We start from the raw sequence: 13,283 nt of genomic DNA on the forward strand, positions 1-13,283 counted from the left end.
TCAGCCTGAATTATAATTATTATAGCCGAAAACGACAGAGTGTATAGAAATGGCTGCTCTCTTGTCTTTAGAAAATACGTTGCGAAAAAGAGGTGCGATATGTTCAAACTGGGGAGAAAATGGGCTGAAAGATTGGAATTTGGCGCTTTCACACTGCCTGTACTAATCAGCATAATAGCCGTATTCTATTATCCGTTTATGATGACGATTCGCTATTCCTTAACCAAGTGGAACGGGATATCCAAGAACCCTAAATTCGTAGGTCTGGACAACTTCAAGCAGATCTTCAGCGGGGATGCCAACTTCATGAATGCAAGCTGGTTCACCATCAAGTACGCGATATTGTACATCGTGCTCGTGAACGTGCTGGCGATTCTGCTGGCGCTTGTCCTGGATATGAAGATGAAGTCCACGACCTGGCTTAGAGCCGCTTTCTTCATTCCCTACATTCTTAGCTTAGTCATTGTTGGTTTCATTTGGAAATTTATCTTCATGCAAGGCTTCGAGTCGCTCGGAGCAAGCACAGGCTGGGGCATATTCAAGCTTAGCTGGCTCGGGGAACCGAATCTAGCCTTCATATCCGTCCTGCTTGTCTCGATTTGGCAGTCGGTCGGGTTCTATCTCGTCATTTACATCGCCGGCCTGCAATCAGTACCGGACGATATGAAGGAAGCAGCAACGGTAGACGGAGCTGGCCCTGTTCGCCGGTTCTTCAGCATTACACTGCCTTTGCTGGCGCCTTCCATCACGATCTCCGTGTTTATGGCGCTGACGAACTCCATCAAAGTATTCGACGTCATCCTGTCCCTTACGGGCGGCGGACCTGGCGGTACGACCTACAGCGTCGCTTATGACATATACCGGGATACGTTCCAGAACAACCTGTACGGATATGGTACAGCCAAAGCGCTCATTCTGTTCGTTGCCGTGCTGATCATTACCGTGATTCAATTGACGATCTTCAAACGCAGGGAGGTTGAGGCATAATGAAGAGCAAGAAGGCAGGCCGCATTATCTTTGAAATATTCATGGTCATTCTCTCGCTGCTGTTCTTGTATCCGTTGTTCTTGACCATCATCAACTCTTTGAAGAGCTTCTCCGAGGTTATGACAGACGTGATCGCTCTTCCAAAAAGTTTGGCCTTCGAGAACTACAGCTACGTGTGGAAATACATTAACTACCCGAGATTGTTCCTGAACAATACCGTTATTACCGTGCTTGGCCTGGCCGGGATCATCCTGATTTCCTCCATCGCGGCATACAAGCTGGCGAGAACGAAATCCAAGGCAAGCAACCTGATTTATTTCATTTGTATCATGCCGATGCTGATCCCGTTCCAATCGATCATGCTGTCCGTGCTGCAAATGGCGAAGGACTTCCATCTTTCTGACAGCACCTGGGGCCTTGGCATCCTGTATTGGGGCTTTGGCGCACCGCTGGCCATGTTCATTTACCACGGCTTCGTGAAGGGAATTCCCAATGAGATCGACGAGAGCGCGACGATCGACGGCGCTTCCGGCTTCAGACTGTTCTTCCGGGTCATCTTCCCGCTGCTGAAATCCGTAACGACAACGATCATTATTATTGACGTCATGTGGATCTGGAACGACTTCCTGCTCCCGCTCCTGATGGTCAACGGCTCTCCGAGCACGAAGACCTTGACGCTGGCTGCCTACACCTTCGTCGGGCAGTACACCTCGGACTGGCAGTATGCCATGACGGCGATGGTTATGGCCGTTCTGCCATCCATCATCGTGTTCATGTTCCTGCAGAAGCATATCGTTAAGGGCGTTGTTGCCGGGGCGGTAAAAGGGTAGGCTTTCAACAATCGAATCCTTTACGGTGCAATCCAGCGCCGGGTCTGCGGTTAATCCGCGTCCCGGCGTTTTATTATTTTTGGAGAAGCCTCTGAAACTGGCTTTTCTTTTTTCTAATCTTAGTTCATATTCTTTTGGATTCCTCAAGCTTAAGCAATTCTCAAAAATTAGGAAAATTATTTAATTTATGTTAACATGAAATAAAAACATATAAATGTAAATAAAGGAGAGTATTGCAAAATGGAGGGAAGCAATTGCATAAATCATATCGATATTAATACTTTTGATTTTGACGTTACAGTTAAAATGATAAAAGTGGCTTACTCACTTGACTTGCTAGACTATCTCAACGACTACTCAGACTCTTTATTTGAACGATCTAAACACATTATAAAAAATGACAAGAAAGGATATATGTGTTATAATTACTCCAATAAACCTTTAATTTATTACTATGGTTACTCTTTAATAATGAAAGGAACTGCTTTCAAAAAGTCTAAAAATTTCATAGCGTCTAGGAATGTAATTAGTATGTACGCTGATTTGAGCTGGTTCCCTGGTATGAATGAAAAAACGCGAGATTATGTTGAAAGATTTGCTTTTTTTGCGAAAGCAAATATTCTTGAGCTCGAGCTTCTATCGGGAAACCAAGAAGTCATGGATGATTATTTGTTTTTTTAGAAAACAACCCCTCAGAATACCTCACTGGAATTTCTTCTATCTTAGAAGCGGCAACGACTCACGGTTTTGATATTGAACATGTGTTAGCTAAAATGCCGGAAGACCCGATTGAACACTTCAAGTTATATAACAACCCAGATTCCGTTGATAACACTTATTTCTGTTCTTTCCTTAATCAACTAGTACTATATTATATGAGTCGTGCCCAACATAGATCGGCAGTAGATCATACTTTAAGGTTGTTAAGGCTAGTAGATAGTATTGACAACATACGGTGGTATAAAAGGGCAATTGGTTTATTTGAGGTTTTAAAGGATTTTGCTTCTTATGGTCAGCTCGAAGAGTATCGAAATATTATTCTAAAAGGAGTTGTCCCGGATGAAAAAAATGTTGATCGGAATGTTTGCAAGTTTATTGATCTTTAGTGTCTTTATTTCAATTCCTCCAAAAGCGGATACATTATTTGCTCCATTAAGTTACCACGGAGAGAATTTCACTAGGCCATAATTAAAAAATCAGAGCAGCATAACATGCCAGCCTGTTTGTTTTCCACAACAACAGGCTGGCATTTTTATATGCTCATCTTCACATAATATTATGTAATCTGCAGTGACTCTTCCCCGCTGATTCGCTTTCATGGCTGCAGCCGGTTTGATACAATCGTTACAGAAGAAGATTCTAATACAGAGAGGCGGTTTCCTGTGAGAGACGAAATCATTAAACGATTTACCTCCTATGTCCGAATCGATACGCAATCCAATGAAGAAAACGAAATTTGCCCGTCTACTCCCGGACAACTCACTTTGGCCAGACAGCTCGTTCAAGAGCTGCAGGAGATCGGCATGGAGGATGTCAGCATGGACGACAATGGCTATGTCATGGCCACGCTGCCAGGCAACACGGTCAAGGACGTGCCGGTCATCGGTTTCCTCGCCCATCTGGATACGGCTACTGACTTCTCGGGAACCAACGTGCAGCCGCAGATCGTAGAGAATTACGACGGCGGGGACATTGTTCTAAATGAAGCGGGAAATATCGTATTGTCCCCCAAGGATTTCCCGGAGCTGCATAAATACCAAGGCCATACGCTTATAACGACGGATGGCACCACCCTGCTCGGTGCCGACGATAAAGCGGGTATAGCCGAAATTATGACCGCGATGGCCTATCTGATCAGGCACCCCGAAATCAAGCACGGAACCATTCGGGTGGCCTTTACGCCTGATGAGGAGATCGGGAGAGGGCCGGAGCGCTTCGACGTAGCAGCCTTCGGCGCCGATTTTGCCTATACGGTGGATGGCGGGCCTTTGGGCGAGCTGGAGTACGAGAGCTTCAATGCCGCTGCGGCCAAGATTACTTGCAGAGGAGTCAACGTGCACCCGGGGACGGCCAAGGGAAAAATGATCAACTCGGCTAAAATCGCCATGGAGTTTCACGCCCAGCTTCCGGCCGGAGAGGCGCCTGAGCATACCGAGGGCTACGAGGGCTTCTACCATCTCTCCTCCATCGAGGGAGATGTAGAGCAGACCCGCCTGCAGTACCTCATTCGTGATTTTGACCGCCAGCAATTTGAAGCCCGCAAGGCCAGGATGGAGAACATCGCCGATGAGCTGAGAGCAAAATATGGCCATGACAGGCTTGTCCTCGATATCCGTGATCAATACTATAATATGCGCGAGAAAATCGAGCCGGTTATGGACATCGTGAATGTCGCCGCCGAGGTCATGAGAGGTCTTGGCATCGAGCCGATTATGACCCCGATCCGGGGCGGCACCGACGGCTCCCAGTTATCCTATATGGGATTACCGACGCCAAACCTGTTCACAGGGGGCGAGAATTATCATGGCAGATTCGAATACATTTCACTCGATAACATGGTTAAAGCCACCGAGGTCATCATCGGAATAATCCGGCGGTTTGAGGAGCGGGCGCAGTCATAAGCGGACTGCGTCTTGCTCTTCTTTTTGTTTAGACAAAAAAATCTACCTCCCATGTTACTGAGGGCGGTAGATATCTAATGCAGAGATCCGGTTATCGGCTTCCCTTAATATATGGTTCCCCTGCGGCCTTAGGCCCCTCTGCTTTGCCGACGAAGCCGGCCAGGACGATAATCGTGAGCACATATGGCAGCATTTGAATGAATGCAGTAGGTATATAAGCAGAGAATCCGAGCACTTGTGCCGAACTATTCAGTGCCTGCACACAACCGAAGAAGAGGGATGCGCCCAGCACGCCGAAAGGATTCCATTTTCCGAAAATGACCGCAGCGAGGGCGATATAACCCTGTCCCGAAATCGTGCTATAGGAGAAGTTACTGGTTGTCGTTAGAGTAATGATCGCGCCGCCTAAACCTGCTAGTGCCCCACTAATCAGCACGCCTGTATAGCGCATTCTTCCAACGTGCACCCCCATTGTATCCGCTGCAGCCGGATGCTCGCCAACGGCACGCAGCCGTAAGCCGAAGGAGGTCTTAAATAGAAGATACCCGCACAATATAACGACTAGGACCGCCAGATAAGAGGTGGGGTACGTCTTGAAGAGCATCGGCCCGAGATAAGGAATTTCGCTTAACCAGAGAATATCCCATTTGGGGATTAGTGTCTTGAGCGTTGTTGTCTGTGCCGACCCGTTAAACAGCTGCTTCGTTAAATAGATGGACAAGCCCAGCGCCAGGAAATTAATGGCCATCCCATTGACGACCTGATGGGCACGAAAGGTTACGGATGCGACAGCATGCAGAATAGATAACAGGACACCTGCCAGTGCGCCTGCAGCCAGCCCGAGCAGCGGAGAATCCGTCCATAAGGTGACGACAGCGCTTGCAAAAGCACCAATGATCATTAATCCCTCGAGGCCGATATTGACGACACCCGATTTCTCAGAGAAAACCCCGCCAAGTGCTGCAAAGATTAAAGGGGTTGCATATATAACGCCATTATGGATGATCGTTGTGAGAATGCTTAGTAATTCCATGTTTAAGCCCCTCCCTTTCTGCCGGGAAGCGGTATTTTTTTGAAGAGGCCGAGAACGCTCTTGGCAATGTCGCTGGAAGCTATAAAGAAAATGATAAACGCAATAACGATGCGGATGATTTCATAAGGAACATCGGAAGCCATTTGCATATTTTGCGCTCCGAAGGTAAGGGCTCCGAACAGGATCGCACCTAATATAACGCCAACCGGCGTATTCGAACCAATTAATGCAACAGCAATACCATCGTATCCTACGCCGGGAAACACGCTAGAGATGGTCATATAACCGTAAACGCCAAGACCTTCCGAGGCTCCGCCTAAACCCGCAAGAGCACCGCTGACAAACATCGCCTTTATAATATTGCTCTTAACGTTCATGCCTGCGTACTTGGCAGCCGATGGGTTGGAGCCTACCGCACGCAGTTCAAAGCCTTGCTTCGTTCTCCACAGCAAAAAGTACATCAGGAACGCGAACAGCAGCGCAATGATGATGCCTAGGTGAATACGGGCTCCTTGAAACAAATCACTCAGCCAGCCGAAAGAAATCGACGCCGTCGGCTGAATATCCAGACTTCTTTCCGACTCCGCCTTCATATAGGTACGAATCAAATAATTCGTCAATATAAAAGCAATCCAGTTCATCATAATTGTCGTAATAACCTCATGAACTCCACGCTTCGCCTTCAAATAGCCCGGAATCGCTCCCCATAAACCAGCCGCCATGGCTGCAGCGAGAAGAGCGAGCGGGATATGGAGAAAAAACGGAAGCTTGAAGAAAATACCGACAGCTACCGCAGCTAGCTGCCCAACAAGAAATTGCCCTTCAGCACCGATATTGAACAACCCTGTACGAAACGCAAATGCCACCGCCAGCCCTGTAAAAATCAAAGGTGTTACTTGTCTGATCGTCTCTCCCATTAAATACGGACTACTGAAAATTCCATCAAAGAAGGAAGCGTATGCGCTGATCGGATTATAACCAGCCAGCAACATAGCTACCGCACCTACCAGCATAGCCAATAGGATCGAGACAAAAGGGACGCCTACGTTGTTCTTCTTCATGTTAAGATTCATCTGCGGTCTCCTTCCCCTTGATACGGCCCGACATCAAAAGTCCCAGCTCCTGTTCGGTTGTCTCCTTAGGATCCACAATACCTACAATTCTTCCTTCATAGATGACTGCAATCCGATCGGACAAACTTAATATTTCCTCCAGCTCGAAGGATACTAACAAAACAGCCTTTCCCTGATCACGCTCCTGGAGTATTTGACGATGGATAAATTCGATGGCCCCAACATCAAGCCCTCGCGTGGGTTGCGCCGCGATCAGCAGCTTAGGATTGCCTTCAATTTCTCGTGCAATGACCGCCTTCTGCTGATTGCCGCCGGATAAGGCTCGAATCTTGGCGGACTCACTTGGCGTACGAATATCAAACTTGTCGATCAGCTTTCGAGCATGGGACTTAATCGATTTCTCAATTAATAATCCCCGCTTGTTAAATTTCTCTTTGAAATAGCTATTCAGCACTAGATTTTCAGAGAGCGTCATATCCATAACAATGGCCGTACGGTGACGATCTTCTGGAATATGAGCGACTCCCATCTCGTTAATCTGCCTGGTATGAAGTCCTGTAATATGATCTCCGGCCAGGACAATTTCTCCGGATTGAACTGGCCTTAATCCTGTGATGACCTCAATTAACTCCGATTGGCCATTGCCATCAACCCCAGCAATCCCGACGATCTCACCGCCGTATACTTCAAGGTCAATCCCGTGGAGTGCCTCCAGTCCACGATTGTCCCGTGCTCGAACATCACGAAGACTTAGAACGAGTCCTTCCCGTTCCTTCTCTTCTTTGTCTAGCTGAAGTGTTACTTTTCGACCTACCATTTTCTCCGCCAGCTCCGCCTCATTCGTGTCCTTGACCCTCAAGGAGTCGCATACCTTCCCCCGGCGGATCACGGTTACGGCATCTGCGATGGCTAGTATTTCTTTGAGCTTATGCGTAATAAGAATGACCGTCTTGCCTTCATCCGTCAGATTTTTCATAATGCTCGCTAGCTCCTGAATTTCCTGCGGGGTTAGAACGGCTGTCGGCTCATCAAATATTAGAATATCAGCGCCTCGATACAAGGTTTTCAGGATTTCCACGCGCTGCTGCATCCCGATCGAGATATCCCTGACCTGACTGTTAAGGTTGATCTTAAGTCCGTATTGATTCGATAGAGTCTCGATTTCTTTCGAAGCCTTGTGATAATCTATCGAAGTTCCCTTTCGAGGCTCTGCTCCAAGAATGATATTCTCAAGAACTGTAAATTTATCAACGAGCATAAAGTGCTGATGAACCATCCCGATCCCTAGCTGAATAGCCATCTGCGGATCTGTAATCTTTACAGGTTTTTCATGAATCCGTATTTCTCCCTGATCAGCTTGATACAATCCGAACAGGATGTTCATCAATGTAGATTTACCGGCTCCGTTCTCACCTAATAACGCATGAATCTCACCCTTTACTACTTGAAAAGAAATATCGTCATTGGCCTTCATGCCGTAGAACGTTTTGGTGATGTTCTTCATCTCTACTGCAAGAGTCATACCTGTCACCTCCTATGGGTCACTTTGACCACTGTCCGAAGGAAGGACACTGCTGCTCTTCCCCCGGACGCTAGACGCCGTTCAGATCATGGAAACTGTTTGGAAAACTCATCATGCGTACGAGGAACAACAATTTTGCCATCAATAATGTCCTGACGGAATTGAGTGACTTTCTCCAGGATCTCAGCGGAAACATTGACCGAGGAGGTATCTGCTATCGACACGCCGCCCTCATTCAATCCGTACTGAACCTCCTTGCCTCCCTGGAATCTACCTTCCAAGAAATCCTTGGAGATCTGTATGACTGCGTTGTCTACGCGCTTGATCATGGAGGTCAGCGTTACTTCTTCGCCAAATCGCAGGGATTGATCCATGTCCACCCCGATTACCCACACTTCTTGACCTGCCTTTTTACGCTCAATTGCTTCGTTAAACAAACCGTCTCCAGTCCCGCCTGAAGCGTGAAAAATAATATCGGCACCCTGGTCATACATAGTGGCTGCATTTTGTTTGCCTAAATCCGGAGCTCCGAACGACCCTACGTAAGCGGTTGCAATTTCTGCGTCAGGGTTAGACAGCTTTACTCCTGCTTTAAAACCGATTTCAAAACGGTTAATGGTGGCGCTGTCCATGCCGCCAATAAATCCGACCTTGTTCGTCTTGGTCGTCAGCCCCGCAATGACACCCACTAGAAAACTGCCCTGCTCTTCCCTGAAGGTTACAGCTACTACATTGGCGGGGATATCTCCGCCCAGGTTAGAATCGATAATGGCAAATTTCGAGTCAGGATTTGCCTCAGATACCTTCTTAATCGCCTCCTCTAACGGAAAGCCGATCCCATAGGTTAAATCCCATCCCTGCTTTACAAAGTTATTTACATTTGTCTCATAATCGGCGTTTGACTTACTCTCCAAATACTTGACCTTGACGTTTTTCTCTGTCTCGCCAAGCTTCTGTAATCCGCTCCATGCCCCCTGGTTAAAGGAGTTATCATTGACACCGCTTGCATCAGTAACCATGCCAATTTGCTTAGAGCCGTTAGAATCAGCACCACTATCTCCTGAGCTGCTTCCTTTAGCATTGCCGCTGTTCCCTCCTCCGCAAGCCGACAGAACCAATACACTAATAAGGAGTACCGACAATAACGCATGAAATCTGAAAGTATTCTTTTTCATATCCATTTTCCCCCTCAATCTTCTTCATGCCTATTCAGGTAAATGCGGCATCGAGCCGTTCTGCGTTACTACCTTCGATGACACTTCAATCGCTCTCTGAGCCGATTTTCGAATATCTTGAGTTCTGTAATATTTCGCTAGAAAACTGCCAATAAAAGAATCTCCAGCTCCCGTCACATCAATGGCTTTGACCTGCGGCGGCTTCAGATGAACGATGGTTTGTCCCTCCAAAAACAAGCAGCCCCCCTCACCCATTTTCAAAATGGGGTTCGGCACAAGTTCAGCAAGCTTCATTAGAATACGTGTTGGTTCAATTTCTCCAGTCAGATACATCCCCTCTTCAAGATTCGGAAACAAGAAAGTGATGCCGTCCAGAAAATCAAACAGAACCTCTTTATGATCTCTTAAGTTATAGGTTGAACTCGGATCCAGCGCGATTGGAATCCCTTGGCTCAGGGCAATTCCTTTGGCATGGGTAATCGCTTGTCTAGGCTTGTCCGCAAACAAGCTGTAGCCGGATAAATAGAGCAGCTTGCTTTGCTCTACATTAACAATATCTTCACTGCCTAGCTCCAAATTAGCGCCACGGTCAACAATCATGGAACGTTCGCCTGTATCGTTATCGATCATGACAATGATTTTACCGGTAGGATGGAGAGGATCTGCTTGCACCTCGCAGCGAATCCCGTATTTCCTGGCACGAGCCAGGAGATGCAACCCGAAAGGATCATCTCCCACTCTGCCAATCAATTGGCATTCCACACCTTCGTGCGCAATCCAGGCGGCAACATTATTGCCTTGCCCTCCACAGTGCAGCCGAATGGATGCATCGGTATCCGTACCGTAATTCATCATGTCCCGATGGACGATAATATCCGATACTAGGTCACCGATTACCGTAATCATGACTGATGGTAGGCAACTGCGATTTGCGCTGCCGTCAAAGCGTTATTTTTCATCAATTTGATGTTCGACTGCAAGCTTTGTCCGCCTGTACTCTCTTTGATTCGAGTTAGAAGGAACGGGGTAACTTCCTTGCCGTTAATGCCAAGTCCTCCTGCATCTTCAAGCGCCTTCGCAATGGTGGATTCCACTAGCTGCGGATTAAGCTCGGCTTCAACAGGAATCGGAACAGTCACGGATACAGACCCCTTCAATTGAAGCTCCTCTTTTACTTTAAGCAGCTTGACGAGCTCTTCCTTCTCAATCTTCTCCACAGGCAGTCCAGAATCCCGAACATAGAAGCCAGGATAGCGGTCTGTCTCAAAGCCGTATACAGCTACACCAAAAGTCTCCAAATATTCTACCGATTTAGGGATATCGAGAATCGACTTTACACCAGAGCTAACGATACAAATATTTAAATCTGCCAACGTTGGCAAGTCAGCTGAAATGTCATAGGTTTCGTTTACGCCACGGTGAACCCCGCCTAACCCGCCTGTCGCAAAGAAACGAATGCCTGCCAATTCAGCAGCATAAGCTGTTGTAGCTACTGTGGTTGCGCCAACCATGCCGAGTGCAAGTACTTTTGGAATATCGCGAATACTTGCTTTGAACACGTTTTTATCCGTACCTAATCGTTCGATTTCTTCCTTTGACAGACCTACACATATTTTGCCATCCATAATCGCAATTGTGGCAGGAACTGCTCCTTCTTCGCGAATCAACTGCTCTACCTCTAATGCCATCTTCACGTTGTCAGGGTACGGCATGCCATGAGAAATGATCGTAGATTCCAGGGCGACAATCGGTTTGCCTTCCGCCAGCGCAGTTTTGACTTCTTCATTGAGTTTCAGAAATTCCATTTCGGTGTTCCTCCTTGGATGTGGTTTTATATTCAGTGATGGTTACATCACCTCATACCGTGTTTTGTCTATCGATGGCAATTCGTTTTGTAAAAATAGGCCTTAGCCTATTTTTGCTCTACCAATGATGCTCTGTGGATAAGCGTCGGAGCTACGAGGGTTCTTTTGGCTGCCGGGTCCTCCGAGTGAATTTGCTCTATGAGCATGTTGAGTGCAAGCTCTGCGATGTCTCGTTTAGGCTGGCCAATGGTACTGAGCGCTGGAGACATGTATTCTCCGGTCCGAATATCATCTACGCCAAGTACTCCAATATCCTCTCCTACTCTATATCCGCTCTCATATATTGCCCGATATACGGCTAGGGCCCGCTCGTCCCCAGATACGAAAATGGCCTTGGTGCCTTCTGATTGAATTTGTCTCAAGCTTTGCTGGTAAACAGACTCTAAATCCGATAAACCAAAAATATACCTGCTCTGGATCCCTTGCTCCAAACAATATTGTTGAAAGCCCGAGGCTCGATCCTGATTAATCGGAGAGCCTTCGCTTCCTAGAAGAAGAACGAAATCCTGATAACCGTAGGAATGAATCGTCTTGGCGCCGACATATCCCACATATTGATTGTCCACATCGACATACGAGGTATCATACCTGCTGACATCCTTGCCAATAACAACAAATGGAACGGAGATATCCTTCAAATAAGTTATTCTCTTATCCCCGATATTGGGATCAAACATGATGGCGCCGTCGCACATCCCATTCTTAACGAGGTAGAACCCATCGTTCTCATCCTCTTCAAAGCTTTCGGGTGACGATGGTGAAATCACCATCCGGTATCCCTGCTTTTTCATCACACGGTGGAGCTCATGAAGGAATTCATTATGAAATGTTCCCCAATACATTCCCCGTCTTTGGTCAATGAATACTACAATTTGATTGGTCCTCATCTCTTTCAGGCTTCTAGCCAGCAGGTTGACCTTGAAGCCAAGCTCCTCAATGACCGCTTGCACCTTGGCTCGGGTTTTATCCTTCACATTCGGATCGTTATTAATCACTCGAGAAACGGTACGAATAGACATTCCGCTTTTTTGCGCCACATCCTTAATCGTTACTCGGTTCATCTGAACACTCCTATAATTCTTTGCCATCGTTGGCATTTCTATTTGATCTTAGATTACTTCCAACGGACCTCTCTGTCAAGCACTTTAATTTTTGTATAAAAGAAGCTATTCTGAAAGCTCAGGCAATAAGATTACTACTGTGCTTGCAGTCAAATGCATTTTTTAGCACAATAAGTTCAATCCAATCCTTTGGAGCTGTGCTTTCAATTCATTCGTATATTAAGGAGGTACTAATGAAAATCAGGGTATCCGCAGTACAATATCACCTTCATACGATCCGCTCGTTCGAGGAGTTTGCCGAGCAATGCCGGCATTATGTTAGAACGGCAGCGGAATACGATGCTGAATTCATTCTGTTTCCCGAATTTTTCACCACACAATTAATGTCGATCGGAAATGATCAGGGCCGGGCTCTCACGATAGACGAGCTCCCCGATTTTACGGAGCAATATCTGAAGCTCTTCACAGAGCTGGCTAAAGAGAGCGGCACCCATATCATCGGGGGAACCCATGTCGTCCGCAAAGCCGGCAAGCTGTACAATACAGCGCATTTGTTCTATCCGGACGGCAAAATCGGGGAGCAGCCAAAGCTGCATATCACCCCCACGGAAGTAAAGGAATGGAATATGAGCGCTGGCGACGGACTGCAGGTATTTGAGACGGATAAAGGAACGATCGCTATGCTCACCTGCTATGACATCGAGTTCCCGGAGATCGTACGGATGGCCAAAGCCAAAGGCGCTGACGTCATCTTCTGTCCTTCGTGCACGGACGACCGCCACGGCTTCCATCGCGTCCGTTATACGAGCCATGCCCGAACGATCGAGAACCAGATCTACGTCGTCCTGACCGGAACGGTCGGCTCGCTGCCGACGGTCGACTTCATGCGGGCCAACTTCGGACAGGCCGCGATCATTACGCCGAACGACATTCCGTTCCCTCCGCGCGGGCTGCTGGCCGAAGGCGAGATCAACCATGACATGATCGTTACCGCCGATCTGGATCTGGAGCTGCTCTATCAGGTTCGGGAGAGCGGCTCGGTCACGACGTGGCGGGATCGCCGGACCGATCTCTATACGGACTGGAGGTAGCGGTCTGCCAAGAGCCGGCCTGCTG

12 protein-coding genes are annotated in these 13,283 nt (G+C 47.4%); 5 read left to right on the plus strand and 7 right to left on the minus strand.

Going from position 1 to position 13,283, the window contains the following annotated elements; translation table 11 throughout:
• The first annotated feature begins 99 nt into the window (after positions 1–99).
• From BN2762_RS06595 to pepT, 4 genes are all read left to right on the plus strand, one after another.
• Positions 100–987: a carbohydrate ABC transporter permease gene (locus tag BN2762_RS06595; protein WP_055106223.1), complete on the plus strand. Its 888-nt coding sequence runs from the start codon at positions 100–102 to the stop codon at positions 985–987.
• On the plus strand, positions 987–1,817 hold the full coding sequence (locus tag BN2762_RS06600; protein WP_055106224.1) for a carbohydrate ABC transporter permease: 831 nt from the start codon (positions 987–989) through the stop codon (positions 1,815–1,817). The genes BN2762_RS06595 and BN2762_RS06600 overlap by 1 nt, the downstream gene beginning before the upstream one ends.
• A 240-nt stretch (positions 1,818–2,057) precedes the next feature.
• A complete protein-coding gene (locus BN2762_RS06605; protein ID WP_055106225.1) occupies positions 2,058–2,498 on the plus strand; it encodes a hypothetical protein in 441 nt (146 codons plus the stop codon).
• Positions 2,499–3,199: 701 nt separating this feature from the next.
• A complete protein-coding gene (pepT, locus tag BN2762_RS06615; RefSeq protein WP_055106227.1) occupies positions 3,200–4,438 on the plus strand; it encodes a peptidase T in 1,239 nt (412 codons plus the stop codon).
• Positions 4,439–4,529: 91 nt separating this feature from the next.
• Here pepT and BN2762_RS06620 read toward each other — a convergent pair whose 3' ends face one another.
• The 7 genes from BN2762_RS06620 to BN2762_RS06650 all read right to left on the minus strand — a co-directional run bounded on the left by BN2762_RS06620 (position 4,530) and on the right by BN2762_RS06650 (position 12,167).
• A complete protein-coding gene (locus BN2762_RS06620) occupies positions 4,530–5,471 on the minus strand; it encodes an ABC transporter permease (protein ID WP_055106228.1) in 942 nt (313 codons plus the stop codon).
• Between the two features lie 2 nt (positions 5,472–5,473).
• Positions 5,474–6,544 (minus strand): ABC transporter permease, encoded by a 1,071-nt coding sequence (locus tag BN2762_RS06625; RefSeq protein WP_055106229.1) that lies wholly within the window; start codon positions 6,542–6,544, stop codon positions 5,474–5,476.
• A complete protein-coding gene (locus BN2762_RS06630; protein WP_055106230.1) occupies positions 6,534–8,066 on the minus strand; it encodes an ABC transporter ATP-binding protein in 1,533 nt (510 codons plus the stop codon). Before BN2762_RS06630 ends, BN2762_RS06625 begins: the two co-directional genes overlap by 11 nt.
• Before the next feature lie 86 nt (positions 8,067–8,152).
• Entirely contained in the window at positions 8,153–9,241 is a 1,089-nt protein-coding gene (locus BN2762_RS06635; RefSeq protein ID WP_055106231.1) for a BMP family lipoprotein, read from the minus strand.
• A 30-nt stretch (positions 9,242–9,271) separates the two neighbouring features.
• The gene (locus BN2762_RS06640; protein ID WP_055106232.1) at positions 9,272–10,147 is read right to left on the minus strand and encodes a carbohydrate kinase family protein; all 876 of its coding nucleotides are present in this window, start codon (positions 10,145–10,147) and stop codon (positions 9,272–9,274) included.
• Complete coding sequence (locus tag BN2762_RS06645; protein WP_055106233.1) at positions 10,144–11,046, minus strand: pseudouridine-5'-phosphate glycosidase; 903 nt, start codon at positions 11,044–11,046, stop codon at positions 10,144–10,146. Before BN2762_RS06645 ends, BN2762_RS06640 begins: the two co-directional genes overlap by 4 nt.
• Before the next feature lie 107 nt (positions 11,047–11,153).
• A complete protein-coding gene (locus BN2762_RS06650; protein WP_055106234.1) occupies positions 11,154–12,167 on the minus strand; it encodes a LacI family DNA-binding transcriptional regulator in 1,014 nt (337 codons plus the stop codon).
• Positions 12,168–12,400: 233 nt separating this feature from the next.
• Here BN2762_RS06650 and BN2762_RS06655 point away from each other — a divergent pair, with 233 nt between their 5' ends.
• Positions 12,401–13,258, plus strand: a complete 858-nt coding sequence (locus tag BN2762_RS06655; protein ID WP_055106235.1) for a carbon-nitrogen hydrolase family protein — start codon at positions 12,401–12,403, stop codon at positions 13,256–13,258.
• Positions 13,259–13,283: the final 25 nt, after the last annotated feature.

The organism is Paenibacillus ihumii, from assembly GCF_001403875.1.
Classification (GTDB): domain Bacteria; phylum Bacillota; class Bacilli; order Paenibacillales; family Paenibacillaceae; genus Fontibacillus; species Fontibacillus ihumii.

Excerpts from the sequence above, each read along its gene's own strand:
- BN2762_RS06595 (WP_055106223.1), top strand. The coding sequence starts at position 100 with ATGTTCAAACTGGGGAGAAAATGGGCTGAAAGATTGGAATTTGGCGCT.
- BN2762_RS06600 (WP_055106224.1), top strand. The coding sequence starts at position 987 with ATGAAGAGCAAGAAGGCAGGCCGCATTATCTTTGAAATATTCATGGTC.
- BN2762_RS06605 (WP_055106225.1), top strand. The coding sequence starts at position 2,058 with ATGGAGGGAAGCAATTGCATAAATCATATCGATATTAATACTTTTGAT.
- BN2762_RS06620 (WP_055106228.1), bottom strand. The coding sequence starts at position 5,471 with ATGGAATTACTAAGCATTCTCACAACGATCATCCATAATGGCGTTATA.
- BN2762_RS06625 (WP_055106229.1), bottom strand. The coding sequence starts at position 6,544 with ATGAATCTTAACATGAAGAAGAACAACGTAGGCGTCCCTTTTGTCTCG.
- BN2762_RS06630 (WP_055106230.1), bottom strand. The coding sequence starts at position 8,066 with ATGACTCTTGCAGTAGAGATGAAGAACATCACCAAAACGTTCTACGGC.
- BN2762_RS06635 (WP_055106231.1), bottom strand. The coding sequence starts at position 9,241 with ATGAAAAAGAATACTTTCAGATTTCATGCGTTATTGTCGGTACTCCTT.
- BN2762_RS06640 (WP_055106232.1), bottom strand. The coding sequence starts at position 10,147 with ATGATTACGGTAATCGGTGACCTAGTATCGGATATTATCGTCCATCGG.
- BN2762_RS06645 (WP_055106233.1), bottom strand. The coding sequence starts at position 11,046 with ATGGAATTTCTGAAACTCAATGAAGAAGTCAAAACTGCGCTGGCGGAA.
- BN2762_RS06650 (WP_055106234.1), bottom strand. The coding sequence starts at position 12,167 with ATGAACCGAGTAACGATTAAGGATGTGGCGCAAAAAAGCGGAATGTCT.
- BN2762_RS06655 (WP_055106235.1), top strand. The coding sequence starts at position 12,401 with ATGAAAATCAGGGTATCCGCAGTACAATATCACCTTCATACGATCCGC.